Below are 25438 nucleotides of genomic sequence, written 5' to 3'. Positions count from 1 at the left end.
TCAAACGATGGTGAACAGCGGCTGGTCATACTCAACCGGCTGACCGTTTTCTACCAGGATGGACTCGATCACACCGCTGACTTCAGCCTGGATGTGGTTCATCATTTTCATCGCTTCGACGATGCAGATGGTGTCGCCTTTCTTCACGCTCTGGCCCACTTCAACGAAGGCTGGCGAGGTCGGGGCCGGGGTGCGGTAGAAGGTACCGACCATCGGCGACTTGACCACGGTGCCGTTGTATTTCGCAGCGGCAGGCGCTTCGGCAACGGCGGCTGGAGCAGCGGCAGCGGCAGGCGCGGCGACTGGCGCGGCCATAGGGGCTGGCGCGTAGTACTGCTGAGCCGGGGTTTTGCTGTGACGGCTGATGCGAACGGACTCTTCGCCTTCCTTGATCTCCAGCTCGTCAATGCCGGACTCTTCCAGCAGTTCGATCAGCTTCTTAACTTTACGGATATCCATCAATCATCAACTCCCAAAAGGTCGGTCACGGGCGTTTAAGCAGTGTGTTCAAGGTGTTCCAGGGCGGCCTCCAAGGCCAGGCGGTAACCGCTGGCGCCAAGGCCGCAGATCACTCCTACGGCGACATCTGAAAAGTAGGAGTGATGGCGGAATGGTTCGCGCTTGTGCACGTTCGACAAATGCACTTCGATGAATGGGATGCTCACCGCCAGCAATGCGTCACGTAATGCGACACTTGTGTGCGTAAAAGCCGCCGGATTGATCAAAATGAAGTCCACGCCTTCATCGCGTGCCGCATGGATGCGGTCGATCAATTCGTACTCGGCATTGCTCTGCAGGTACTGCAAGTGATGACCGGCAGTCCGGGCCCGCTGTTCCAGGTCCTGGTTGATCTGGGCCAGGGTTGTCGCGCCGTAGACGCCCGGTTCGCGGGTGCCAAGCAGGTTGAGGTTGGGGCCGTGCAGCACCAGTAGGGTGGACATCTGTTGTTCCTTGTTATGTCAGTGCCGGGCGACTATGCCGTAAACCCGACAGGACTGTCCAGTTGGCGGCAATAGCCAGCACGATGAGCGATGTTCGCGCAAAATTTATGACTGGATCAGCGGATCGGGTCATTGGCCAATGCGATATGCCGCATAAAGCCGCTGGCGTCGATTTCTCCGACCACGCGGGCCTCGCGCCGTTCGCGGCCGTCTTTGGCGAAGAACAACAAGGCGGGCGGGCCGAACAACTGATAACGGTCGAGCAGGGCGCGCTGTTCGGCGTTGCTCTGGGTGATATCGAAGCGGATCAGCCGATAGCCCTCGAGTTTTTCCAGCACGTTGGCGTCGTGCAGGACTTCACGTTCGATCACCTTGCAACTGATGCACCAGTCGGCATACCAGTCGAGCAGCACCGGCTGCCCGGCTTCCCTGGCCTGGGCGAGGGCCTTGTCCAGCTCGGCAGGGGTTGTGACGGTTTGCCAGGTATCGGCCTGGTTGGTCGGTGCCTCGATGCCTCGGGTCTGGCTGATGGAAGACCGGCCGAGTGGGCTGAGCGGATCGTCCTGGCCGCTGAGGGCGCCATACCAGCAGGCCAGCGCGTAGACCAGCAGGAAAAGCCCGAGCAGTTGGGCCAGGCGCTGACGCGCGGACTTCTGGTTGCGCTCCAGGGCGCCGAGAAACACCGCGACGCCGCCCCACAGGAACCCCATCAGCAGCAAGGTGAGCGGGCCTGGAAGCACCCGTCCGAGCATGCCCAGCGCCACGGCGAGCAGTAGCACGCCCATGGTGTTCTTCACCGTGACCAGCCAGGGACCGCTGCGCGGCAGCCAGGCGGCACCGCCGGTGGCCACCAGCATCAGTGGCGTGCCCATACCCAGGCCGAGCAGAAACAGTTTCAGTGCGCCGCCAGCCGCATCGCCACTGGCGCTGATATACAGCAAGGCGCCGGCCAGAGGCGCCGATACGCAGGGCGAGACCAGCAGGCTGGAGATCACCCCCAGGACCGCCGCGCCCCAGAGCGAGCCACCCTGGGTCCGGCTGGCGACGCGGTCCAGGCGGCTGCTGAGGGCCTGGGGCAGCTTGAGCTCGAACACCCCGAACATCGCCAGGGCAAACACCACGAAGAACAGCGAAAACGGCACCAACACCCAGGCCGACTGCAGGCGGGCCTGTAGATTGAGCTGGGCGCCGAACATCCCCATCAGCGCGCCGAGCAGGGCAAAGCAGGCGGCCATGGCCAGGACATAGGTCAGCGACAACTGGAAGCCGCGACGCCCGCCCAACTGACCGGACAGCACGTAGCCGGAAATGATCGGCAGCATCGGCAGCACGCAAGGGGTAAAGGTCAGTGCCAGGCCGCCGAGGAAAAACAGCACGAGCTCGCTCCAGCGCCAAGGAGTGTCTGCCGGAGGCGTTGATAAAGGGCTGCTCGTAGCTGTAGTCGATACGGCTCCCGGCGCGGTATCCGACATCGCTGCGTCGTCTGCAAGCGCAGGGATGGTCAGGCGCTCGGTTTCCGGCGGGTAGCACAAGCCTTTGTCGGCACAGCCCTGGTAGGTCACGACCAGCGTAAAACCGCGTGGGTCACCGCTGTTGCGGGGCAGCTCGACATCGAGCACGCCATGGTAGACCTCGACATCCCCGAAGAACTCGTCGTGCTTGGCCTCGCCCTGGGGCAGGCGCGCGGCGGGCAGGGCCATATCGGCCGGCTCGGTCTTGAACTGGAAGCGGTGGCGGTAGAGGTAATAGCCTTCGCTGGCGACAAAGCGCAGGGTGATTTTTTCGCGGGTGCTGTCGTTCAGGCTCAGGCGGAAGGCTTCGCGCACCGGCAGGAAATCGCTGCTGTTGTTGAGCGCGCCCAGGGTGGCACTCGGGCGGCTGTCGAGCAGGCCCGCGTGGGCCAGGGGCAGGGCGAACAACACAAACATCAGGCAGAACAGGCGGCGCATGGCGATCTCGCGAATCGAATGTGCGCGCATGATAGCCGAGCGTGCCCGGACGCGCTGCTGCCCCGGCTCATTGCCCGGGCTAGTGCAGACGAAATGCCTGCACCGCGACGCGCAACTGGCCGCCGAGGTCGAGCAGTTGGTCGCCCTGGGTGCGTCCCTCGCCGATGCGTAGCAGGTTGTCGCCGCCCAGTTGGTGGATCCGCTCGCTGTGGTCGCGAATCTCGCTGACCGCACCGCTTTGTTGGGCCGTGACATCGGCGATGCGCACGGCGGTTTCGGCGATGGTCTGGATGGCCCCGACGATCTCGTCGAGCGCACCATCGGCGGCCTGGGCCTGGCTGGCGGTGGCCTCGGCATGTTCGACCTGGGCCCGCATGCCTTCCACCGACTGGCGGGCGGCGGTTTGCAGGCCGGCGATCAGGGTCTGGATTTCCCCCGTGGCGCCTGCCGTACGTTGGGCCAGGGTGCGTACCTCTTCGGCGACTACCGCAAAGCCGCGGCCCATCTCCCCGGCGCGGGCGGCTTCGATGGCGGCATTGAGTGCCAGCAGGTTGGTCTGGTCGGCAATCGAGCGGATAACGGTCAGCACGCCGCCGATGGTGGCGGACTCCTGGGCCAGGTGTTCGATCATCTGGGCATTGCCCTGAACCTCGCCAACCAGCGCGTGCAGGCCGGTCAGGCTCTGACCGATGACCCGCTGGCCCTGCTCCACAGCCAGGCCGGCGCTGCGACTGGCATCGGCTGCCTGGCTGGCGTCGCCGGCGACCTGCTGGATCGTGGCTTCCAGCTCGCCCAACGCATCACGAATCTGTGCGGTGTCGCCGGCCTGGCGCTCGGCGCCGTCATGTAAGCCGCTGCTCAGTTCGGCCAAGGTGCGGCTGCTGCCAGCCACCTGTTCGGCGTTCTGGCGAATGGTGCCGACCAGGTCGACCAGGTAGGCGCGCAGGCGGTTGAGGGAGGCTTCGATATCGTGCAGTTCGCGGTTGGTCTTGCCCAGCTGGATATCGCGGCTGAAGTCGCCTTCGGCCCAAGTGGAGAGAGCCGGGGCCAGGTTGGTCAGGACGCGGGCCAGCTTGCGTTGCAGGGTATCGATCAGCAGGGCGATCAGTAGGATCAGGCCGATCATCAGGCCCTGGAGCAGGCGGACTTCGCTCTGGATCTGGCCGTGCTGGGCGCGAACCACGGGTTCGAGCCCGGCGATGGCCTGTTGCACGGCGTCGATTTTCTGGTGGGTGGCGCTGGCCAGTTCGCTGCGCCGCTGGATCTGCTCGCGGGTGCGGGCCAGTTCAGCCGGGTAGCGGGCGAGCAGGCTGTGCAGTTCGCGCTTGAGGTTGACGCCGGCATCTTCGGCAGCGGCTTTCTCGGTGTTTTCCAGGCCCATCATGGCCGCGAAATCGTCGGTGTTCGATTCACTGCTGGCCGCGACGCCCAGCAATGGCAGTTTTTCAATCTGCTCGGCCTGGGTGCTGATATTGCTCAGTTCGCGTTCGACATCGGCGGCCAGTTCGCTACGGCCGCTGCTTACCAGCTTGTCGCGAGCCAGGGAGAGGCGGCCCAGATGCTGGGACGCAGTCAGGAGTGGCGGCAGGTACTGCGCGGCACTGGCACCGCCGCCGCTGGCGTACTGGTTGAGTTGTTCAAGACTGGCGGCCAGTTCACGTTCGGCTTGCAACAGCAGGGCCTGAGGGTCGCCGGCCAGCTTACCGGCGGCGAGTAGGTCGCTTTTGCTGAAGTCGTTGAGCGCCGTGAGGCTGGGGTGCAGGCTGTCGACCAGGGCCGGCGGAAGGCTGTCCAGACCCTGTTCCAGGGCTTCGATGCCCTGGCTGGCGCTGCTCAGGCGCAGGGCGTCGCCACTGGCGAGGTAGTCCTCGATATTGCGCGCGACCTGATTCTGGAATTGCTGCGACAGGCTGAGGTAGCGCTCCATCAGCAGATACGGCTGTTCCAGGGCCCGTTGCGACCACCAGAGGGTTGCGCCCAGGGCCAGGCAGACGGTCACGAGCAACAGGGTGTTGAGATTGGTCAGCAGTTTCAGGCGCATTCGCGTATTCAACCAACGGCGGAATGGTAGGTGCCTGAAGTTATTGCGATTTTGTTACAGCGTGATGACGGCGGAGGGGCTTTCCGAGGAAAAAGTGGCACTTTGCCTTGCCGACTGCACGCGGTTGCGCCCGGCGTGCTTGGCCCGGTAGAGAGCTTCATCGGCCAGGCTGGCCATCATCAGGCTGTCGACGTCCTCGTGCAGTTCCACCACACCGGCGCTGAAGGTGCACCACAGGTCCTGGGGCTGGGCCGGGTAATGGATTTCGGCGAAGCGCTGACGAATTTCGTCGAGCACCTTGTGGGCCGAATCCAGGTCGGTGTCGGGCATCACGATGGCGAACTCTTCGCCGCCATAGCGGCCGATAAAGTCGGTCTTGCGCAGACGTTGCTTGAGGAACAACGCGAGACTCTTGATCACCCGGTCGCCCATGGGGTGGCCGTGGCCGTCGTTGACCCGCTTGAAGTGGTCGATATCGAGCATGGCGAAGCTCAGCGGCTTTTGCTCGCGGCGGGCGCGAAAGCTGCAATCTTCGAGCAGTTGCAGGATATGGGTGTGGTTATAGAGGCCGGTCAGGCTGTCGCGGACCATCCGTGCCTTGAGGTTGCGCGCCCGGGCCGCGCGGTTGCGCACGGTGGTGATCAGGTGGCGGGGCTTGATCGGCTTGGTCAGGAAATCATCGCCGCCCTCGCTCATGGCGTCGAGTTGCTTGTCCAGGTCGTCCTCGGCCGACAGGTAGATGATCGGCACACTGACGTAACGGTCGTTGTGGCGGATGACCTTGGCCAGTTCGGTACCGGTACAGGCTGGCATGTACATGTCGAGGATGATCAGGTCCGGCTGGAAGTCGGCCAGTTCGGCCATGGCCTGGATCGGCTCGATCAGCGTGCGGGTAACGATCCCGGCACTGTTGAGCAGGCGCTCGGTGTGCAGGGCCTGGGCACGCGAGTCGTCGATGATCAGTACTTTATAAGGGTCGTACTGGGCGACGCAGGTCAGGACCTCGATTTTTTCCAGCAGGCTGGAGGCCTCCAGGGTTCCGGTCAGAAACTCCTGGCCGCCGGCGCGCACGGCGGCGAGGCGGGTCGGGGTGTCGGTTTCCAGCAGGCTGAAGAACAGCAGCGGCAGTTTCTGCTCCAGCCCAACCTGGGCTTCGGCAGCCAGTTTCAGGCCTTCACCGGGGCCCGAGAAGTCTACATCCATCACAATCGCCGCCGGCTGGCGCTCGGTCATGGACGAGCGAAAGGCCGCCACGCTGTCCAGGGCGCAAGCGCTCAGTCCGAAGAATTCCAGTTGCTTGGCCAGGCGCTCGGCGCGATCGTAGTCCTGCAGGACCACGTAAACGGGTTTGCGCAGCGGTGGCAGGAAGGTCTGGTCGAGTTGATCGCCCTGGCGCAGGCCGGTCCGCGACAGGCGCTGCATCAAGCGATTGAGTTCGGTGATCAGGCCGCTGCTCAGGCGTCCGCGATTGGCATCCACCGCTTCCAGGGATTCGTGGATGTTGCGCGCCAGTACCAGGTGTTCGGGTTGTTCGAAGCGTTCGGCGAAGCGCAGCAGGCGCAGGTTGGCTTCGTTGAGCTCGGACATGTCCGCAGTCGACCATTCCGTGCGCTGCAGGCGTTGCCAGATCTCAAGAATTTGACGTGCCTGATGAATTACCCGCTGGGCAAAGTGGTGCTTGAGGCGCTCGCGACTTGGGTCTTCTGGCTCGGTCATATCCTGACTACTAGTAAGGGTGCATGCTGAGGTCGACTGATGGCTCTATGCTAGCACCTCTTTCGATGTCCACGAGTGCCTCATATCAATAAACTGCCTGCCTGTTCGTTCCTGTGGGTGGCATTTGCCTGTCCCGCTATGGCTGGGCTTGACTGGCGGGGCTGGCAGGGATGGAATAATTGTTGTTTTTGGACTTTGCTGATTTATGCCGGGGCAACCGAGGCACGATGGGGTAGGGTTGTGGTCGAACCGATGAACTCAAGTGATTGAAAGGATAGAGCCATGCTGGACTGGAAAAACCGCGCAGGCAGCGCGCCTGATCGCAGCGATACCGCCACGGACAAACCCCGCGGTTATTTCGCCGGCCTGTTTTTCAGCCGGGCCCTGGGTTCCCTGGTGGGCTTGTACCTGCTGGTGACGATTGCCCTGGGTTGGTACTGGAGCCAGGAACCGGCCCTGTTCCCGGTCCAGCAGAACGCCCAGCAGGCGGCGCAGGCCGAGGGCCGCCAGATGGTGGTCGGTTTCACCACGGTGGAAACCCTCAAGACCGTGGCCGGCACCTTGCTGGACAAGCCGGGTGGCTATATCTCCAACGACCGTTTCCCGCCAGGCCTGTGGATGGACAACATGCCCAGTTGGGAATATGGCGTGCTGGTCCAGGTGCGCGACCTGAGCCGCGCCCTGCGCAAGGACTTCGCCCGTTCCCAGTCGCAATCCGCCGAAGACGCCGACCTGGCCAAGGCCGAGCCACGCTTCAACTTCGACAATAAAAGCTGGGTGCTGCCTTCCAGCGAGTCGGAGTACCAGGAAGGCATCAATTCCCTGAGCCGCTACCAGGCGCGTCTGTCCGACCCGGAGCAGAAGAGCGCTCTGTTCTATGCCCGTGCCGACAACCTGAACAACTGGCTGGGCGATGTCGCCACCCGCCTGGGTTCGCTGTCGCAACGTCTCTCGGCCAGCGTTGGGCGGGTCAAGCTCAACAGTGCCCTGAAGACCGAGCAACTGGCGCCCGGCCAGGTGCCAGTGGTTGATGAGGAAGTGGTGGAAACCCCGTGGATGCAGATCGACAACGTCTTCTATGAGGCCCGTGGCCAGGCCTGGGCACTGTCCCACCTGCTGCGTGCGATCGAGGTCGACTTTGCCGATGTGCTGGCCAAGAAGAACGCCACGGTCAGCGTGCGGCAGATCATCCGTGAGCTGGAGGCGTCCCAGGAGCCGGTCTGGAGCCCGATGATCCTCAATGGCAGCGGCTTTGGCGTGCTCGCCAACCACTCGTTGGTCATGGCCAACTATATTTCCCGGGCCAACGCGGCGGTGATCGACCTGCGTCAACTGCTGTCCCAGGGCTGATCCATGGTCTATTCCCCGATGGAAGCAGCGCATCGCGCTGCCTCCGATGCCGAACGCATTGCCTGGGTCGACGAGCACGACCAGGTCCTCGGCGATCTGCCGCGGGCTGAGTTGCGCGAGCGCGGCCTGATCGGTCGCGGTACCTACATCCTGCTGTTCAACTCCCACGGCGAGTTGTGCGTGCACCAGCGGACCCTGAGCAAGGCTATTTATCCGGGGTATTGGGACGTGGCCGCGGGTGGCATGGTCGGTGCTGGCGAGAGCTACGCCGAGTCGGCGGCCCGTGAGCTGGAGGAGGAGTTGGGCGTCAGCGGGGTTGCGCTGACCGCCCACGAGCGGTTTTTCTTCGACCAACCCGGCAACCGCCTGTGGTGTGCGCTGTTCTCGGCGGTCTGGGATGGCCCGCTGCGCTTGCAACCCGAAGAGGTGCTGCAGGCACGCTTCGTGACCGTCGCCCAGGCCCTGGCCGAGACCGAGCAAACGCCGTATTGCCCGGACTCGCTGGCGGCGCTGAAACGCTACCTGGATTGAATGCCGACGGGCGTCGCGAAAGCAGCCTAAATTGGCGTGGATTGACCCTTAGCAATCGGCGCATTTGCCGTTACACTGCGCGGCCTTTTTCACACTCGGCCGGCCTGGTCCGTCCGAGTTGCGCTGCCCCTGCCTGAGTGGGGCTTCGCGGTCAGCTGTGCGGGTGCCTCCCGGTGCCCGTGCTGGCCAATTTTTCGTCCTCCTATAGAGGATTGCCGGTGGCCAAAAAAGCCGCATCCTTCGCCGCCCTGGGCGGCCTGGTGTTTTCCACTGACGCGGGTCGGCATTGTCCCGACTGCCGTCAGCCGGTGGACGCCTGTACCTGCAAACAAACCCTGATCCCCGAAGGCGATGGCATCGCGCGCGTGCGCCGCGAAAGCAAGGGCCGTGGTGGCAAGACCGTGACCACGATCACCGGCGTGCCATTGCCCGAAGAGGCGCTCAAGGACCTGGCCAGCACCTTGAAACGACGGTGTGGTACCGGTGGAGCGCTCAAGGACGGCGTGATCGAGATCCAGGGTGACCATGTTGAGCTGTTGCTGGCGGAACTGGTCAAGCAGGGTTTCAAGGCCAAGAAGTCCGGCGGCTAGCTAGCAGCTTCTGTGAAAACCACCGTCGACCTGCCCGCCGCACCGCGTCGGGCCGATAGGTCGCCCCCATGGTTTTCACAGAGCCTGTTCCCGACCGGTTTCTAAACTCAGCGCGACAATGGGGGTCTATCCCCGTTGAGTAATCGTCATTTTCACACTCTAGAATGCGCCAGCCCGGGTTCGGGCCGCGTGATCTGACTTATTTTCTATAGGGGACTTCGATGTCCGTACGACGCACACGCAAAGACGATGGCAGCCAATGGACAGTTGCGGACAGCCGCAGTGTTTACGGGATTCGCCATTGGGGGGCCGGATATTTCGCGATCAATGACGCCGGTCGCGTCGAAGTTCGCCCCAATGGTCCGAACAGCGCGCCGATCGACCTGTTCCAGCAGGTCGAGGAATTGCGCAAAAGCGGCCTGTCGCTGCCATTGCTGGTTCGCTTCCCGGATATCCTGCAGGACCGCGTCCGGCAGTTGACCGGTGCTTTCGACGCGAATATCGCGCGCCTGGAGTACCAGAGCCAGTACACCGCGCTGTACCCGATCAAGGTCAATCAGCAGGAAGCGGTGATCGAGAACATCATCGCTACCCAGAATGTCTCCATTGGCCTGGAAGCCGGCTCCAAGCCCGAGCTGTTGGCTGTGCTGGCGCTGGCGCCCAAGGGCGGGACCATCGTCTGCAACGGCTACAAGGACCGTGAGTTCATTCGCCTGGCGCTGATGGGCCAGAAGCTCGGCCACAACGTGTTTATCGTGATCGAGAAAGAATCCGAAGTTGAGCTGGTGATCGAAGAGGCGGCCTCGCTCAAGGTCAAGCCGCAGGTCGGCCTGCGCGTACGCCTGTCGTCGCTGGCGTCGAGCAAGTGGGCCGACACCGGGGGCGAGAAGTCCAAGTTCGGTTTGTCCGCCGCGCAGTTGCTGTCGGTGGTTGATCGCTTTCGCGCCGCCGGCCTGGACCAGGGCATTCGGCTGCTGCACTTTCATATGGGCTCGCAGATCGCCAACCTGGCGGACTACCAGCACGGCTTCAAGGAAGCGATCCGTTACTACGGCGAGCTGCGCAACCTGGGCCTGCCGGTCGACCATATCGATGTCGGCGGCGGCCTGGGCGTCGACTACGACGGCACCCACTCGCGCAATGCCAGCTCGATCAACTACGACATGGACGACTACGCCGGTGTCGTGGTCGGCATGCTCAAGGAGTTCTGTGATGCCCAGGGGCTGCCGCATCCGCATATCTTCTCCGAGAGCGGTCGTTCCCTGACCGCCCATCACGCAATGCTGGTGGTGCAGGTCACCGACGTCGAGAAGCACAACGACGATGTCCCGGTGATCGAGAACAAGGAAAACCTGGCGGAAACCGTGCAGTGGCTGGTCGATCTGCTGGGCCCAACCGATATCGAGATGGTCACCGAGACCTACTGGCGCGCCACTCACTATATGAGCGACGTGGCGACCCAGTACGCCGATGGCAAGTTGAGTCTCGCCGAAAAGGCCCTGGCCGAGCAGTGCTATTTCGCAGTCTGCCGTCGCCTGCACAACTCGCTCAAGGCACGCCAGCGTTCCCACCGTCAGGTGCTGGACGAGCTCAATGACAAGCTGGCCGACAAGTACATCTGCAATTTCTCGGTGTTCCAGAGCCTGCCCGACACCTGGGCCATTGGCCAGGTGCTGCCGATCCTGCCGCTGCATCGTCTCGACGAAGAGCCGCTGCGCCGTGCCGTCCTGCAGGACCTGACCTGTGACTCGGATGGCAAGATCAAACAGTACGTCGACGAGCAGAGTATTGAGACCAGCCTGCCGGTGCATGGCCTGAACGAAGGTGAGGACTACCTGCTGGGGATCTTCCTGGTCGGTGCCTACCAGGAAATCCTCGGTGATATGCATAACCTGTTCGGTGATACCGACTCGGTCAATATCTACCAGCACCCGGATGGCAGCGTGTACCACGCCGGTATCGAAACCCACGACACCATCGAAGACATGCTGCGCTACGTGCACCTGTCGCCCGAGGAGTTGATGACGCACTACCGTGACAAGGTCGCCAGCGCCAGCATCAGTGCCAAGGAACGCACCCAGTTCCTCGACGCATTGCGTCTGGGCCTGACCCGGTCGTCTTACCTGTCGTCCTGATCGTTACCAGAGGCGCTCCGCAAGGGAGCGCCTCTTTGCTGGGCGACGGTAGGCCCGCGCAAGCAAGCTCGTTCTTGCTGGGCGGGTTATGAAGGCCCGGCACTTCCCGGGCAATACGGCATCTTTCGTAGTCTTCTTCTTGATTTGTTTTCTGGCCCTCACGAGGACGGTCCTCTCGGTGAGAATGCCCGGCTGTTCTTCACCTCGAGGAAAGCCCATGCCCCGCTCCGCCAACGCCCCATCCTTTCGGCTGGATATTGCCGGCTTTGGTGCCCTGGATGTCCTGTCGTTCACCGGCACCGAGGCCATCAACCAGGTGTATGGATTCGACCTGAACGTGCGCAGCAACCACCCGAACCGCAACCTCTGCGGGTTGCTGCTGCGCAGCGCTCATATGGCGCTCGGCCAGCCGGGCGAAGGTGTCCACGGGGTGATTCTGGCGGTGAGGGCACAGCCCGTTGACGGCCACTGGCAACTGCACCTCGGCCCGCGTCTGGCCTGCCTGGCCTGGCGGCGCCAGCCGCGCATCTTCCCGGACATGAGCGTGATCCAGATCCTGGCCCATGTGCTGGGCGAACATGGCATTGGTGAGCGCGCCCGGCGCTTCGACCTGTCTGTCGCTTATCCGGCCCAGGCGTTTTGCGTGCAACTGGGCGAGTCGGACCTGGATTTTGTGCAGCGACTTTGTTCGTGCGCGGGCCTTCGCTACCATTTTCAGCATGCCCGGGGCGCTCACCTGCTGGTGTTCAGTGACGGCCGTGGGCGCTTGCGTCGGACCGCGCGTGGCTTTTATCGGGCTCCCTCGGGAAGGCCCGGGGTTCAGGCGTTTACTGTCCAGGTTGGTGCGGATGAGCCCCGGCCCAGGGGGCGCTCGGGGCAGTTGGCCCGTGGCGAGAGCGACCTGCTGCAGTTGCGTTGCGGCACCTTGTTGCCATTGTCCGCGCACCCGCGGCGCGAGTGGAATCACCTGTGGCTGCTGACCCGGGTCGAACATCATGGCGACCGGCAGGCGGCTAGCGTCTATCGCAACCGCTTCCAGGCCGTTGCCTGGGAAGTGGCACCGGTGTCCGGCCAGCCCGGCATACCGCCCTCTCTGCCAGGGATGTACCGGGCACGGATCGAGGGGCCGCAGCCAAACCGTGAGTACCGTGATGAGCGTGGGCGAATCGCGGTGCGCTTTGAGGCACTGGCATCGCCCTCGTGGTGCTGGCTCCAGGTCTGCCCTCTGCTTGGGGCCCGCCCCCTGGTGGTTGGGAGCGCGGTGCTGGTGCGCTTCGTCCAGGGCGACCCCCAGCGTCCGCTGGTCGTGGCTGTCCTGGACCCGGCTCTGCCGGAGGTCGCCAGGACTGCGGTAGCGGTGATGGCGCCGAGCCGGCAACTGCACATGCATTTCGATTGGGCTGGACTGATGGGGCCTGTCCGCGAAATTCAACTGGCCGACGGCCCCAGGTTGCAGTTTGAGCCGGGCGTGCGCATGCATTTTGGGGTGGGTGATAGCCATGTGCACTGGGTGGACGAGGTTCTACAGTTCTCCAGCCCGAAGCTGGCGTTCGAGGCTCGTGCCCCCAGGCCCGTGGCGGTGTCTTCCGGCATCGATAGGCGGTTGAGTCCACAGGGCCGGGCTGATCTGCTGGAACTGCTCCGCGCTGGCCATCCCCTGGTCCTGTTATGCCGCAAGCCTGGGGGTGGGAGTTTCAGCCATTGTCGAGACTCTGTGTGTACCTGCCGGGCTGCGGCCAGTGACGATTCCCACGGTGAATCATGATTGCTGCAAAGACGGGGGCGCGCGGCCCGGTCTGGTTTCTGCTCGATCTTCTGGCTGCGCCGAAGCCCGCGCAGCACTACCGAACGCTGGAGCACCGGGGACGTTACCGCCTGTTCGAGCAGACAGTGCTGGCCGGTCTGAGCGCGGATGGCCCGTTGTTACTGGCGCTTGAGCCTGACAGCGGCCTGTGGCGGGACTGCCATGAGCAGCCGAATCGCTGGCCGGGGCTGTTTCTGGTCAGTCGTGCCGGGGTCCCGGTGCTGCTCGAACATCTGCGGGGGATGCTGCAGGTCGGTTTTTCCGGCCACTATCAGGGCGTGCTCAGTTACTACAACCCGCAGACCGCCAGTTACTTCTTCGACGCCACCGATGCCGATGAGCTGAGCAGCTGGCTGGGGCCCATCGAGCAGCTTTACTGGCATGGCGGCACCTGGGCCGACAAGGCCGCCGGCAGCCTGGGCTGGCAGCAGGTGCTCAATCCCGAGCGGGCGGTGCCCCCGCTGCACTGGCCGGCGGAACTCAGTGACAAGCAACAGGGTCGGCTGCAGGAATGTATCCTGGAGCGCCACGCCTATCGTTGGAGTGGCGCGACCGAGACGGACTATGCGTTGACCTGGAAGTACCTGCGTGAGGGGCTGGCCCTGGGGTTTACCCAGGGCCCGGTACTCGATGGCTGGCTACGGCTGCGCCGCCGTTACCCCGTCGCCCAAGTGCCCGAGGTGCTGCCGGGACTGACCGCGCAGGAGCGACTGGATAACCTGCGGCGTTACTGGCAGCCGTTGTGAGGTGCCTTAGCCGTGGCGCGGGTTGAACCAGCCATCGCGCTGGCTGATTCGCCAGGCAAAGCCGCCCAGGATCAGCCCACGCAATGACATGAACAGGAGAAAACTCAGCCACAGTCCGTGGTTGCCCAAGCTGTGCAGGGCCCAGGCGCAGGGGGCCAGCGCCAGGACCCCGAGCAGCATCGCATCGCGCATTTCCCGCGCCCGGGTCGCGCCGATAAACAGCCCATCCAACAGGTAACTCCACACCGCGATCAGTGGCAGCAGGGCCAGATAGGGCAGGTATTGTTCGGCGGTAGCGCGCACGCTGGCGATATCGGTCTGCATCTCGATAAACAAATGCCCGCCGAGCAAGAACAGCCCGGCAAAGCCAAGACTGATCAACAATGACCAGCCCCCTGCCACCACCAGCGAGCGACGCAGCGATTGGCGATCCCGGGCGCCAATGGCATGCCCGCAGAGTGCTTCCACAGCATGGGCCAGGCCGTCGAGCGCATGGGCCGTCAGGAGCAGGCCATTGAGCAGCAGGGCATTGGCCGCGACGGTGGCATCGCCAAGCCTGGCGCCCTGTACGGTAATCAGGAAAAACACCGATTGCAGTGCCAGGCTGCGGATAAAAATATCCCGATTGACCGCCAGCAGCGGTCGCCAGTTGCCCCACAGCCCGAGGGCGGCCCAGGCGACTTTGCCGGGGTAGGCGCGCAAGGCTTTGCCGGTCAAGGCCAGGCCCAGCAGCGCGCCGGTCCATTCGGCCACGACCGAGGCGCGTGCCGAGCCGACGACGCCCCAGTCCAGCCCCATCACGAACCACAGGTTCAGGGCGATGTTCACCAGGTTGGTGGTCAGCAGGATCGCCAGGGGCGCCCGCGCATTCTGAGTGCCGAGGAACCAGCCGACCAAGGCATAGCTGGCCAGGGCGGCGGGGAGTCCGAGCAGGCGGGTATGGAAAAAATCCTGGGTCAACTGATGCAACTCGGGGGAGGGCTGCATAAAGCTCAGCGCGAACCCGCTCAGGGGTAGCGCGAGCAGGCCCAGCACCACGGCCAGGACGACACCCAGCAACAGGCCCTGTAACAGGATCTGGCGCAGGGCCGCACCGTCGCCGCGCCCGGCTGCCTGGGCGGCGAACCCGGTGGTGCCCATGCGCAGAAAACCCACGCCCCAGGCCAGAAAGGTGTAGAGGCTGGCGCCAATGGCCACGGCGCCCAATTGATGGGCGTGGGGCAGGTGACCGATCACGGTGCTGTCGACCAACGCTACCAGCGGTACGGAAATATTCGACAGAATCATCGGTGCGGCCAGGGCCCAGACTTGTCGATGGGTGGCGCGGTGTTGCCAGTCTTGGCGCAGGGCGGGCATGAAGGTTCCTCGATTAGGCTGGCATTGTAGCGAGGAATGGTGGGAAACCGCCTGGTATCCGGCCGGGCTTTTGCGGGGGCCGGCCAGGCGCGTCGCGGACACGCCAGCGTAAGGGCTTTCGACTGCGCGAACACAATGGGTTTAAGCTGCGAACCAAAGGGCAAACCGTCGGTCAATCAGACCGGCGCCCCCGCCATCTGGTCGCCCTTGCTATATAGTTCACCCCTTCGATAGACCTGCCGACGAGTACCCCATGCTTAACAAAGGACTGTTTCTGGCTTGTGTGTTCGCACTGCTCAGCGCGTGCGATTCATCGACCCCGACGACCCCGGCGGGTACTTCGGCACCTGCTGTCGAGGCCAAGGCCGCTGCGGTCCAGGATGTGGCGGCATTGGCCCAGCGTTATGCCGGTCGCGAGTTGAATGTGGTGGATGTGTCCGAAATCCAGCTCGATGGCGCCAGTACCCTGTCGGTCAGCTTCTCCATCCCCCTGGATCCCCAGCAGAAGTTCGACGACAAGCTGCATTTGGTCGACAGCACCAGCGGCAAGGTCGACGGCGCCTGGGAGCTCTCGGGCAACCTGATGGAACTGCGCCTGCGCCATCTCGAACCGCAGCGCAAATTGATCCTGACCGTTGATCCGGGCCTGCGCGGGGTGAACGGCGCCAAGCTGGTTGGCGAGTATTCCAGCCGCCTGGAGACCCGTGACCTGCAGCCCACCGTCGGCTTCGCCAGCCGCGGCACCTTGCTGCCGACCCGCCTGGCCGAAGGCCTGCCAGTGATTGCGTTGAACGTCGACAAGATCGATGTGGAGTTTTTCCGGATCAAGCCCGAATCGTTGCCAGCCTTCCTCAGTCGCTGGGGCCGTGGCACCAGCCTGGAAAGCTACGAGGCGCGTGAACTGTTGCCGATGGCCGAACTGGTCTATGGCGGACGCTTCGACCTCAACCCAGCGCGTAACACCCGCGAAACCCTGTTACTGCCGATTACCGGCCTCAAGCCTCTGCAACAACCCGGTGTTTACCTGGCGGTGATGCGTGCGTCCGGCACCTATAACTATTCCCAGCCGGCTACCCTGTTTACCCTCAGTGATATCGGCCTCTCCGCACACCGCTACCAGAAACGCCTGGATGTCTTTACCCAGGCCCTGGAAGGTGGCAAGGCGCTGGACGGCGTGACCCTGGAACTGCTCGACGGCGATGGCCGGGTGGTGGGCCAGGGCAAGACCGATGGTGCTGGTCATGCCCAACTGCCGCTGCCGCCCAAGGCCGAAGTGCTGCTCGCGCACCAGGGCGAACAGACCAGCCTGTTGCGCCTGAACAGCGCGGCCCTGGACCTGGCCGAATTCGCCATCGATGGCCCGCCGGCCCATCCCCTGCAATTTTTTGTCTTTGGCCCGCGTGATCTTTATCGTCCGGGCGAGACCGTGCTGCTCAATGCCTTGCTACGCGACCAGGACGGCCAGCCGGTGAAGCCGCAGCCGGTCAGTGTCGAAGTGCGGCGCCCCGACGAGCAGGTCAGCCGCAAGTTTGTCTGGGAGGCCGATGCTTCGGGTCTCTACCAATATCAGTTGCAACTGGCTGGCGAAGCTCCGACCGGGCGCTGGCAACTGGTGTTCGATCTGGGCGATGGCAAGCCACAGCTGTATGAATTCCTGGTCGAGGACTTCCTGCCCGAGCGCCTGGCGCTGGAGCTCAAGGGCGCGGACGGCCCGATCGCCCCGGCGGATACCGCCGAGATCCAGGTCGATGGTCGCTACTTGTACGGCGCTCCAGCGGCAGGCAACCGCCTGAGCGGGCAGGTCTATGTCCGGCCCTTGCGTGATGCGGTGCCGGCACTACCGGGATACCAGTTCGGCTCGGTGACCGAGGAAGAGCTGAGCCAGGATCTGGAGCTGGAAGAACGCACTCTGGATGCCAAGGGCGAAACCACCATCAGCCTGGAAAGCGAGTGGACCGAGGCCCGGTCGCCGTTGAAGCTGATTGTCCAGGCCAGCCTCCAGGAGTCGGGCGGGCGCCCGATTACCCGGCGTCTGGTCCAGCCGGTCTGGCCCGCCGAGCGGTTGCCGGGGCTACGCGCCTTGTTCGATGGTGAAGAAACCAATGGTGACGGGCCGGTGGAGTTCGAGCTGCTGGTGGCCGACAACCAAGGCAAGAAGCTGGCGGTCGACAATCTCAAGGTCCGCCTGGTGCGCGAGCGTCGCGACTACTACTGGAACTACTCGGACAGCGATGGCTGGAGCTATCACTACAACGAGAAATACCTGAACCTCGATGAGCAATCCCTGAGCATCAAGGCGGGCGACACCGCGAAGGTCAGTTTCCCGGTGGAGTGGGGCCCCTACCGTGTCGAAGTCGAGGATCCGCAGACCGGGCTGGTCAGCAGCTTGCGCTTCTGGGCCGGTTACCGGGCCCAGGACAATACCGAGGGCGGCGCGGTCCGCCCGGACCAGATCAAGTTGGCCCTGGATAAGCCCGCCTATGGCGACGGCGATACGGCCAATGTCACGGTGACCCCGCCGGCGGCCGGCCAGGGCTATCTGATGGTCGAGTCCAGTGAGGGGCCGCTGTGGTGGGAAGAGATCGACGTGCCCGCCGCAGGCAAGCAGTTTGCGATCAAGCTCGATCCGAAATGGGCGCGCCATGACCTGTATGTCAGCGCGCTGGTGATTCGTCCTGGCGAGCGCAAGGCCAATGTCACGCCCAAGCGTGCCGTGGGCCTGTTGCACCTGCCGCTGGATCGTACCCAGCGCAAGCTGGGCTTGAGCCTTGAGGCGCCGCAGAAAATGCGCCCCAAGCAGCCGCTGACCGTGAAGATCCAGGCTCGTAATGCCGATGGCAGTGTCCCCAAGCAGGTGCATGTGCTGCTGGCGGCGGTCGATGTGGGGATCCTCAATATCACCGAATACCCGACGCCCGATCCCTATTCCAGCCTGTTTGGCCGCAAGGCCTATGGCGCCGACCAACTGGATATCTATGGCCAGTTGATCGAAGCCGGGCAGGGGCGCCTGGCCAGCCTGGCCTTCGGTGGCGACGCGGCGTTGGCCAAGGGTGGCAAGCGTCCCGACACCAGCGTCACCATTGTTGCCCGGCAAAGCGCGCCGGTGACCTTGAACGAGCAGGGCGAAGGTGAGGTCAGTGTCGATATTCCCGACTTCAACGGCGAATTGCGCCTGATGGCTCAGGCCTGGACCGATGATCGCTATGGCATGGCCGAGGCCAAGACCGTGGTGGCCGCGCCGTTGATTGCCGAGCTGTCGGCCCCGCGCTTTCTCGCCGGTGGTGACCAGACCCAATTGGCCCTGGACCTGTCGAACCTGACGGACAGGGCGCAGAGCCTCGATGTTCGTCTGAGCAGTGAAGGCCAGCTGAATTTGCTGGGCGAGACTGTGCAGCAGGTGCAGTTGAAGCCGGGCCAGCGCACCACGCTACGGATGCCGGTGCGCGCACTCGGAGGCTATGGGCAGGGCAAGGTCAAGGTCCTGGTCAATGGCCTCGATCTGCCGGGCGAAAGCCTGCCACCGTTTACCCGTGAATGGACCCTAGGGGTCCGTCCGGCCTATCCGGCGCTGCTCAAGCATTACCGCGCCGTCCTCAAGGACCAGCCATGGACGCTGCCCGAGGGCCAACTGGAAGCCTTCGAGCCTGCGGGACGTGAAGCCTTGCTCAGCCTGTCGAGCCGTCCGCCACTGAACCTGGGCGAGCAGATCCGCGCACTGAAGGCCTACCCTTACGGATGCCTGGAACAGACGGCCAGTGGTCTTTACCCCTCCCTGTATGCCGATGCGGCGAGCCTCAAGCGCCTGGGCCTGGAAGGCGAGCCGGATGCCGAGCGTAAGCGCAAGATTGAGCTGGGTATCGAGCGCTTGCTGGGGATGCAGCGCTACAACGGCAGCTTTGGCCTGTGGGGAGCGGATGGCGAGGAGGAATACTGGCTGACGGCGTATGTCACCGACTTCCTGCTGCGCGCTCGCGAACAGGGCTTTTCCGTGCCGCCGCAAGCGTTGAAAAAGGCCAGTGAGCGACTGCTGCGCTATGTGCAGGAACGCAACCTGATTGAAGTGAACTACAGCGAAAACGCCGACCACACGCGCTTTGCAGTGCAGGCGTATGCCGCCCTGGTCCTGGCCCGCAGCCAGCAAGCGCCGCTGGGTGCCCTGCGCAGTCTGTTCGAGCGCCGTATGGATGCTCGCTCCGGTCTTGCGCTGGTCCAGCTATCCATCGCCCTGCAGAAAATGGGCGATCAGCCACGGGCCGATCAGGCGCTGCTGGCTGGGCTGGCAACCACGCGTAAAGCCAACGACTGGTTGGCCGACTATGGCAGCCCGCTACGTGACCAGGCGCTGATTATGGCGTTGCTGGAGGAGAACGATCTGGCGCGTGGCCAGCGCGAGGAGCGACTCTTCGAGCTGTCCGATCAACTGGCGGCCAGTCAATGGCTCTCGACCCAGGAGCGTAACTCGTTGTTCCTGGCCGGTCGTGGCCTGCTTGGCCAGCCTGAAGCGAACTGGACCGCGCAATTGAGCAGCGCCGGCGAAACCCGCGAGCTGAGCAATAGCCAGTCGGGCCTGAAGCTCGAAGGCGCCATGCTTGCCACGCCGTTGTCGTTGCGCAATTCGAGTGATGTGCCGGTCTATCAGCAATTGACCATTTCCGGATACCCACAGCAGGCACCGGCGCCAGGCGGTGAGAACCTGAGTATTCGTCGTGAATTCCTGGGGATGAACGGCCAGCCGTTAAACCTCAAGGCCCTGGCCAGTGGCGACCTGGTGCTGGTGCATCTGGCGGTGAGCGCCAAGCAGCGGGTACCGGATGCATTGGTCGTCGACCTGTTGCCCGCCGGGCTTGAGCTGGAAAACCAGAATCTGGCGCAGAGTGCCGCGAGCCTGGAAAACGCCAGCAGCAAGGTCAAGGAATGGCGCGAGTCGATGCAGAACGCGAGCCTCAAGCACCAGGAATTTCGTGATGACCGTTATGTTGCGGCCCTGGACCTGGATGGTTATGGCACGACTCACCTGCTTTATTTGGCCCGGGCGGTGACGCCGGGTACCTACCGGGTACCGCCGCCGCAGGTCGAGTCCATGTACCGGCCGAACTGGCAGGCCGTGGGCGAAACGCCGGGCGATATGCAGATCAACGGACGCTAGGGACGTGCTCGACGCTCGCTTCTACAGGGTTTCAGCAGGCCCTGTAGAGGCGAGCGATCAGTGCATGATCCAGCTCAATAGCCAGAGCCCAAGCATCAACCAGATGATCCCCAGGATGATCGAGGCGCGCATGAACGCGCGAATCGCCGAGTAGAGCATCATCAGCCCGATAATCAGCGCAATGATGCTGATCAGCGACGTGTCCATGCCCAGCGCCTTGGATAGCCCTTCGACAAAGTTGCCGCCTGCGTGAGCCAGCCCATTGAAAACCCCGCTCAACCCATCGACGATAAACCGGATAATCGAGCCCAGTGCTTGTCCCAGCCATTCGAAAAAGCTTTCTACCTGCATATGCGTATCCCGATGAAAGGGCCGGCTTGTGTGCCGGACCTGAGTCTTTGGCCATTATTGGCCCTGGCGAGTTCCCTTCAGCATAGAGCGTTGCCTTGAAGGCGCGTGCGGTGAAACGTGGCGTCGCGGGGTTGCTACTGATGCTGGCCGCTCTCTGGCTGGCGGATCGTATCTGGCCGTTGCCCCTGCCGGGTGATGATCGGGCCAGGGTGGTGCTGGCCGAGGACGGAACGCCGCTCTGGCGTTTTGCCGATGCCCAGGGTGTCTGGCGGTATCCGGTGGAGCCGGCGCAGGTTTCGCCTTACTACATCGAGGCGTTGTTGACCTACGAGGACCGCTGGTTCTACCAACATCCCGGGGTCAATCCCCTGGCCTTGGGGCGTGCAGCGTGGCAAAACTTTACGGGAGGCCGGGTCCTGTCCGGTGGCAGCACCCTGTCGATGCAAGTCGCCCGCCTGCTCGATCCGCACTCGCGCACCTGGCATGGCAAACTGCGTCAGTTGTGGCGCACCGCCCAGTTGGAATGGCACCTGAGCAAGACGCAGATCCTGGCGCTCTATCTGGACCGCGCGCCTTTTGGCGGCACCCTGCAAGGTGTGGCGGCTGCCAGTTGGGCCTACCTGGGCAAGTCGCCACAGCAACTGACCCGTGCCGATGCGGCGTTGCTGGCCGTCTTGCCCCAGGCGCCGAGCCGTCTGCGCCCGGATCGGCATCCGGCCCGCGCCCAGGTGGCGCGGGACAAGGTGCTCCGCCGGCTGGCGGAGTATCAGGTCTGGCCCCAGGCAGCGGTGGACGAAGCGCTGGAAGAGCCCCTGCTGCTGGCGCCACGCCTGGAACCGAGCCTGGCGCCCCTGCTGGCCCGGCGCCTGAACCGCAGCGATAGCCCGGCGCTGATCCGCACGAACCTGGACGCCAGCCTGCAGCGGCGCCTCGAAGACTTGCTCCTGGGCTGGCGCGCGCGGCTGCCGGAGCGGACATCGGCGGCAATCCTGGTGGTCGAGACGCAGACCATGGCGGTGCGCGCCTACCTGGGTTCGGTGGATATCAACGACCCGCGACGCTTTGGGCATGTCGACATGATCAGCGCCCTGCGCTCGCCAGGTTCGACCCTCAAGCCGTTTCTCTATGGCATGGCCCTGGATGAGGGGCTGATCCATTCCGAGTCGTTGCTGCAGGATGTCCCGCGTCGCTATGGCGATTATCGACCGGGCAATTTTTCCGCCGGTTTCAGTGGTGCCGTCTCGGCCAGTAGTGCACTGGCGATGTCGTTGAACCTGCCGGCGGTGCAGTTGCTTGAAGCCTACGGGCCCAAACGCTTTGCCGCGCAGATGCGCAACGCCGGCGTGCCCCTGGCGTTGCCGGCGCTGGCCGAGCCGAATCTGGCGTTGATTCTGGGCGGTACGGGGAGTCGGCTGGAGGAGTTGGTGGGTGGCTATGCCGCCTTTGCCCGTGAGGGAATGAGCGCTCGCCCGCGCTTGCAGCCTGACGAGTCCCTGCAGGAGCGGCGGCTGTTATCGCCCGGCGCGGCGTGGATTGTGCGCAGGATCCTCAGTGGCCAGGCGCGTCCGGATCGTGATCCGCGGGCCGAGTTGGTCCAGCGTCCGCAACTGGCCTGGAAGACCGGTACCAGCTATGGCTTTCGCGATGCCTGGGCAATCGGGGTGGGGCCACGCTATCTGATCGGCGTCTGGATCGGTCGCCCGGACGGCACGCCGGTGCCGGGGCAGTTCGGTCTGGCGTCGGCGGCGCCGCTGATGTTGCAGGTGCACGATGTGCTCAGTAACCGTGACAGCCAACGTGGCCTGGTAGCCCCTGTCCAGGCCGTTCCGGCCAATATCGGCGTTGCGGCGATCTGCTGGCCACTGGGCCAGCCTATGAGCCGTGATGATCCCAACTGTCGACGCCAGCGTTTTGCCTGGACGCTGGACAGCACCACGCCGCCCACCCTGCTGGCCCAGGACCAGCCCTTGGGGTTGGGGTTGTTGGAGCGCATCTGGGTCAATGATCGTGGCCAACAGGTCGCCTCGACTTGTCCTGGTGCCGTGTCGCGTGAAGTGGCGCTGTGGCCCGCGCCGCTGGAACCCTGGCTGGCGCGTGCCGAGCGGCGCGCGGCGCGGCTGCCGGGCAATGATCCGCGGTGCCCTCCAGCCCAACTGGCCTCAACGCCGCCACTGTCGATTGTCGGTGTGCGCCAGGGCGATCGCTTGCGGCGGCCGGCAGCGAGCCTTGAGGCGCTGCGCCTGAAGGTCTCGGCCCTGGGCGGCAGTGGTCGGCGCTGGTGGTTCGTCAATGGCGCGCCGCTGGGCAACAGCGCCGACCAAGACAGCCTCAATGCCACGTTTGACCGAGAGGGTTTCTATGAGCTGAGCGTGCTCGATGAGGGCGGACAAACCGCCCGGGTCGAGTTCAGCGTGGTCGACTGAGAACGGTCGCGAGCGGGCTTAACCGCGACGAATCAGGAAGACCCCGGCGAGGATCAAGACCAGGCCGGCGACCTTGCCCAGGCTGATCGGGGTTTCGCGAAAGCCGGCCCAGCCGAAGTGATCCAGCGCCAGCGCCATGGCCAGTTGTCCGGCCAGCACCAGGGCCATAAACAGCAGCGCGCCGATACGGGGGCCAGCGAAGGCGGCGGTGGTGATAAAAAACGCGCCCAGCAAGCCTCCGCTCCAATGCCACCAGGTCAGGCTTTTCAAGGCGTTCAGGCCGGGGACTTCACGTTGCGCCATGACCAGGAGCAATAGCGCCAGGGTGCCCACGGCGAACGAGATCATGGCCGCGGCCAGAACGCTCGAAACGTGCTTTGCCAGTTGGCCGTTGATCCCGGCTTGCAGGGGCAGGAAGGCACCGGCGACAAACGGCAGGCAGAGCATCCACCAGACGGGGGCGGGCATAAGGTTCTCCAGGCAGGGAAGGGGCGCCTGAGTATAAGGCAAGGGCCAGCTGTTTCGGGGGCGCGTTGTGTCGCGCATGGTGAGTGCGGTAAGTCAGAGAGAACTCAATTTAAATACTATTAATTGTATATATAACTTCCGTATTGATAGCGGTGTTCGGGTTGTTTGACACAAAATCCGGGCCTTGATTTTCAAGGTTTTTATATAAGGGCTAAGTCATTATTTATAACTTTGGTGTTAGTTGTTGGGTCGAGTGGGGTGGGCTTTATATAACGGGTTAATACCAAGTTGCGAATTGTCTGTATCAGCGCTTGCAGCTTTTATGTAGTCACCACGGAGGAAGAACGTTTGGCATTAGAACCCGACGGCTTCCAAAGACTCGACAGGTGCAAGGAATAACAATCATGAAAGCGCAAACTCAAAACGTCTGGTTCAAGGCAAGTTCAGTTCTGGTGTTGGCTTTGGCTGTTGGCCTGGCTGGTTGCAGCAGCGGCGGTGGCGGTTCGAAAAGTCATGTGGCTTCAAGTGGCTCTGGCGGCGGTGGCGGCACCGACCCAACAGGGCCGACTGTCCAATCCAGCCCTCTGGTAACCGGTCAGGTCGCCGGCGATGTGGGTACTACCGTTGCCGGCGTCGGCAGCGGTGTCAGTGGCCTGGGCGATACCATCGGCACCATCCCGGTATTGGGCAGCACCGCGCTGACCGGTGGCGTGGGCGGCCTGGTCTCCTCGACCGGCGACGCGGTCACCAGCCTGGGCACCGCCGTGGGTAAAGGTCTCGGCACGCTGGGCACCGATAGCAACGCGCTGGGCGTTACGGCCAGCGGCGTAGGCGCAGCCACCGCCAATCTGGGTGAGGGTGTTTCGGCTCTGGGCCAGGGCGTTACGGCATTTTCCGCGACTTCGCCGGTGGGTCAGTTGCCGGTGGTACCGCAAGTGGTCGGCAAGGTCGGCACGGTGGTCGATGGCGTCGGTGAGAAGGTCACCATGCTCGGCGATACCCTCAGCACTGCAACCACCACCGGCCCGCTGGGCTCGGCGACCAAAGAGGTGGGCGACAAACTGGTGCCGGTCATCGCCATGGTGGAGAGCACCACCGACAAGGTGGGTGATGCGACTGGCCTGGGCACTCCGGTGGACTCGCTGCTCAAAGGCGTGGGTTCGACCGTCAAGGGCGCCGGTGACAAGGCTTCCGGGGCCACGGGTAACAATCCTCTGGGCTCCCTGGTTGGCGGCCTGTTGGGTGGCCTGGGTGAAACCACCGGCACTGCCGGCGGCTATGTCAATAACCCCGGTTCGGGTACTGGCGGTAGCACAGGCTCCGGCTCGGGTGGCCTGGGCGGTAATGCACTGGCCCCGGTGACTGGCATTGTCACTGGCCTGACCCAAAATATCGGCGGCCTGGGTGGCTCGGTATCGGGTGGGGTCGGCGCTGGCGCCGGTGTGGGTATCGGCGCCTCGGTGGGCAATCTGGTGACCCAGGCTGGCACTGCAGTCGGCAACGTGGGCGCTAGCATTGGTGGTGGCAGCAGCACCGGCTTGGCCGGCGGCCTCGGCCAGACCGTCGGCAATGTCGGCGGGCTGGTTAACCAGGTGGGTGCGTCGCTGGGTGGCGTTAACGTTGGGGCGGGTGCTGGAGCTGGAGCAGGTGTCGGCGCGAGCGCTGGCGGTTCAAGCGGTACCGGTCTGGTGGGCGGCCTGCTCAATGGCCTGGGCGGCAAAAAATAACTGAATGCACCTGGTCGATTCGACGGCCACTCCTACAGCGCCTACGCTTGGTTGGGACGAGAGACTCTTATGATTCTCTCGTCTTTTTTCGTGTGGCGATCATGCTCCAGGCCCGAGGTCCGACAAGGGAGGGTGGTGAGCCCGCCACGCTTGCATGACCGCCG

17 protein-coding genes are annotated in these 25438 nt (G+C 63.8%); 9 read left to right on the top strand and 8 right to left on the bottom strand.

The genetic code is table 11. The annotated features are described in order from the left end of the window. The 5 genes from accB to NPS46_RS11630 form a co-directional block, all read right to left on the bottom strand. Window positions 1-459 (bottom strand): acetyl-CoA carboxylase biotin carboxyl carrier protein, encoded by a 459-nt coding sequence (gene accB / locus NPS46_RS11650; RefSeq protein WP_274107242.1) that lies wholly within the window; start codon window positions 457-459, stop codon window positions 1-3. A 35-nt stretch (window positions 460-494) separates the two neighbouring features. Then, entirely contained in the window at window positions 495-941 is a 447-nt protein-coding gene (gene aroQ, locus NPS46_RS11645; RefSeq protein ID WP_274107240.1) for a type II 3-dehydroquinate dehydratase, read from the bottom strand. Window positions 942-1057: 116 nt separating this feature from the next. Further along, window positions 1058-2890, bottom strand: a complete 1833-nt coding sequence (locus NPS46_RS11640; protein ID WP_274108057.1) for a protein-disulfide reductase DsbD — start codon at window positions 2888-2890, stop codon at window positions 1058-1060. Window positions 2891-2969: 79 nt separating this feature from the next. Beyond that, on the bottom strand, window positions 2970-4016 hold the full coding sequence (locus NPS46_RS25345; RefSeq protein ID WP_425312735.1) for a methyl-accepting chemotaxis protein: 1047 nt from the start codon (window positions 4014-4016) through the stop codon (window positions 2970-2972). A gap of 969 nt (window positions 4017-4985) precedes the next feature. After that, window positions 4986-6647 carry a GGDEF domain-containing response regulator gene (locus NPS46_RS11630; RefSeq protein WP_274107236.1) on the bottom strand — a complete coding sequence of 554 codons (1662 nt, stop codon included), beginning with the start codon at window positions 6645-6647 and terminating at the stop codon, window positions 4986-4988. 282 nt (window positions 6648-6929) lie between these two features. Here NPS46_RS11630 and NPS46_RS11625 point away from each other — a divergent pair, with 282 nt between their 5' ends. The 6 genes from NPS46_RS11625 (at window position 6930) to NPS46_RS11600 (ending at window position 13803) form a co-directional block, all read left to right on the top strand. Beyond that, window positions 6930-7997: a DUF2333 family protein gene (locus tag NPS46_RS11625; RefSeq protein ID WP_274107234.1), complete on the top strand. Its 1068-nt coding sequence runs from the start codon at window positions 6930-6932 to the stop codon at window positions 7995-7997. A 3-nt stretch (window positions 7998-8000) separates the two neighbouring features. Continuing rightward, window positions 8001-8528: an NUDIX hydrolase gene (locus tag NPS46_RS11620; protein ID WP_274107232.1), complete on the top strand. Its 528-nt coding sequence runs from the start codon at window positions 8001-8003 to the stop codon at window positions 8526-8528. A gap of 218 nt (window positions 8529-8746) precedes the next feature. Beyond that, the gene (locus tag NPS46_RS11615) at window positions 8747-9118 is read left to right on the top strand and encodes a translation initiation factor Sui1 (RefSeq protein ID WP_274107230.1); all 372 of its coding nucleotides are present in this window, start codon (window positions 8747-8749) and stop codon (window positions 9116-9118) included. Between the two features lie 221 nt (window positions 9119-9339). Then, window positions 9340-11253: an arginine decarboxylase gene (speA, locus tag NPS46_RS11610; RefSeq protein WP_274107228.1), complete on the top strand. Its 1914-nt coding sequence runs from the start codon at window positions 9340-9342 to the stop codon at window positions 11251-11253. 217 nt (window positions 11254-11470) lie between these two features. Then, entirely contained in the window at window positions 11471-13018 is a 1548-nt protein-coding gene (locus tag NPS46_RS11605; RefSeq protein WP_274107226.1) for a contractile injection system protein, VgrG/Pvc8 family, read from the top strand. Further along, entirely contained in the window at window positions 13015-13803 is a 789-nt protein-coding gene (locus NPS46_RS11600; RefSeq protein ID WP_274107224.1) for a DUF4123 domain-containing protein, read from the top strand. The genes NPS46_RS11605 and NPS46_RS11600 overlap by 4 nt, the downstream gene beginning before the upstream one ends. Window positions 13804-13809: 6 nt before the next feature. Here the strand turns inward: NPS46_RS11600 and NPS46_RS11595 are convergent, their stop codons facing one another. After that, window positions 13810-15159 (bottom strand): MATE family efflux transporter, encoded by a 1350-nt coding sequence (locus NPS46_RS11595; protein ID WP_274107222.1) that lies wholly within the window; start codon window positions 15157-15159, stop codon window positions 13810-13812. Between the two features lie 253 nt (window positions 15160-15412). Here NPS46_RS11595 and NPS46_RS11590 point away from each other — a divergent pair, with 253 nt between their 5' ends. Next, the gene (locus tag NPS46_RS11590; RefSeq protein WP_274107220.1) at window positions 15413-20305 is read left to right on the top strand and encodes an alpha-2-macroglobulin family protein; all 4893 of its coding nucleotides are present in this window, start codon (window positions 15413-15415) and stop codon (window positions 20303-20305) included. 57 nt (window positions 20306-20362) lie between these two features. Here the strand turns inward: NPS46_RS11590 and NPS46_RS11585 are convergent, their stop codons facing one another. Continuing rightward, window positions 20363-20656 carry a hypothetical protein gene (locus NPS46_RS11585; protein ID WP_274107218.1) on the bottom strand — a complete coding sequence of 98 codons (294 nt, stop codon included), beginning with the start codon at window positions 20654-20656 and terminating at the stop codon, window positions 20363-20365. A gap of 110 nt (window positions 20657-20766) precedes the next feature. Between NPS46_RS11585 and pbpC the strand changes: the two genes are divergently transcribed. Next, window positions 20767-23079: a peptidoglycan glycosyltransferase PbpC gene (gene pbpC, locus NPS46_RS11580; RefSeq protein WP_274107216.1), complete on the top strand. Its 2313-nt coding sequence runs from the start codon at window positions 20767-20769 to the stop codon at window positions 23077-23079. Between the two features lie 18 nt (window positions 23080-23097). Here pbpC and NPS46_RS11575 read toward each other — a convergent pair whose 3' ends face one another. Continuing rightward, entirely contained in the window at window positions 23098-23547 is a 450-nt protein-coding gene (locus NPS46_RS11575) for a DMT family transporter (RefSeq protein ID WP_274107214.1), read from the bottom strand. Window positions 23548-23951: 404 nt separating this feature from the next. Here NPS46_RS11575 and NPS46_RS11570 point away from each other — a divergent pair, with 404 nt between their 5' ends. Next, window positions 23952-25274, top strand: coding sequence for a collagen-like triple helix repeat-containing protein (locus NPS46_RS11570; RefSeq protein ID WP_274107213.1), 1323 nt, complete (start codon window positions 23952-23954; stop codon window positions 25272-25274). Window positions 25275-25438 lie beyond the last annotated feature (164 nt).

The sequence above is a fragment of the Pseudomonas putida genome, from assembly GCF_028682395.1.
GTDB classification, from domain to species: Bacteria; Pseudomonadota; Gammaproteobacteria; order Pseudomonadales; family Pseudomonadaceae; genus Aquipseudomonas; species Aquipseudomonas putida_AB.
The sequence above is the reverse complement of the archived record's forward strand: the minus strand, read 5'-3'. Positions and strand labels throughout refer to the sequence as shown.

What these genes read in the sequence shown, in the direction of transcription:
- NPS46_RS11640 (WP_274108057.1), bottom strand. Translation starts at nt 2,890, where the DNA reads ATGCGCCGCCTGTTCTGCCTGATGTTTGTGTTGTTCGCCCTGCCCCTG.
- NPS46_RS11625 (WP_274107234.1), top strand. Translation starts at nt 6,930, where the DNA reads ATGCTGGACTGGAAAAACCGCGCAGGCAGCGCGCCTGATCGCAGCGAT.
- NPS46_RS25345 (WP_425312735.1), bottom strand. Translation starts at nt 4,016, where the DNA reads ATGATCGGCCTGATCCTACTGATCGCCCTGCTGATCGATACCCTGCAA.
- speA (WP_274107228.1), top strand. Translation starts at nt 9,340, where the DNA reads ATGTCCGTACGACGCACACGCAAAGACGATGGCAGCCAATGGACAGTT.
- NPS46_RS11585 (WP_274107218.1), bottom strand. Translation starts at nt 20,656, where the DNA reads ATGCAGGTAGAAAGCTTTTTCGAATGGCTGGGACAAGCACTGGGCTCG.
- NPS46_RS11595 (WP_274107222.1), bottom strand. Translation starts at nt 15,159, where the DNA reads ATGCCCGCCCTGCGCCAAGACTGGCAACACCGCGCCACCCATCGACAA.
- NPS46_RS11590 (WP_274107220.1), top strand. Translation starts at nt 15,413, where the DNA reads ATGCTTAACAAAGGACTGTTTCTGGCTTGTGTGTTCGCACTGCTCAGC.
- accB (WP_274107242.1), bottom strand. Translation starts at nt 459, where the DNA reads ATGGATATCCGTAAAGTTAAGAAGCTGATCGAACTGCTGGAAGAGTCC.
- NPS46_RS11575 (WP_274107214.1), bottom strand. Translation starts at nt 23,547, where the DNA reads ATGCCCGCCCCCGTCTGGTGGATGCTCTGCCTGCCGTTTGTCGCCGGT.
- aroQ (WP_274107240.1), bottom strand. Translation starts at nt 941, where the DNA reads ATGTCCACCCTACTGGTGCTGCACGGCCCCAACCTCAACCTGCTTGGC.
- NPS46_RS11630 (WP_274107236.1), bottom strand. Translation starts at nt 6,647, where the DNA reads ATGACCGAGCCAGAAGACCCAAGTCGCGAGCGCCTCAAGCACCACTTT.
- NPS46_RS11570 (WP_274107213.1), top strand. Translation starts at nt 23,952, where the DNA reads ATGAAAGCGCAAACTCAAAACGTCTGGTTCAAGGCAAGTTCAGTTCTG.
- NPS46_RS11600 (WP_274107224.1), top strand. Translation starts at nt 13,015, where the DNA reads ATGATTGCTGCAAAGACGGGGGCGCGCGGCCCGGTCTGGTTTCTGCTC.
- NPS46_RS11605 (WP_274107226.1), top strand. Translation starts at nt 11,471, where the DNA reads ATGCCCCGCTCCGCCAACGCCCCATCCTTTCGGCTGGATATTGCCGGC.
- NPS46_RS11620 (WP_274107232.1), top strand. Translation starts at nt 8,001, where the DNA reads ATGGTCTATTCCCCGATGGAAGCAGCGCATCGCGCTGCCTCCGATGCC.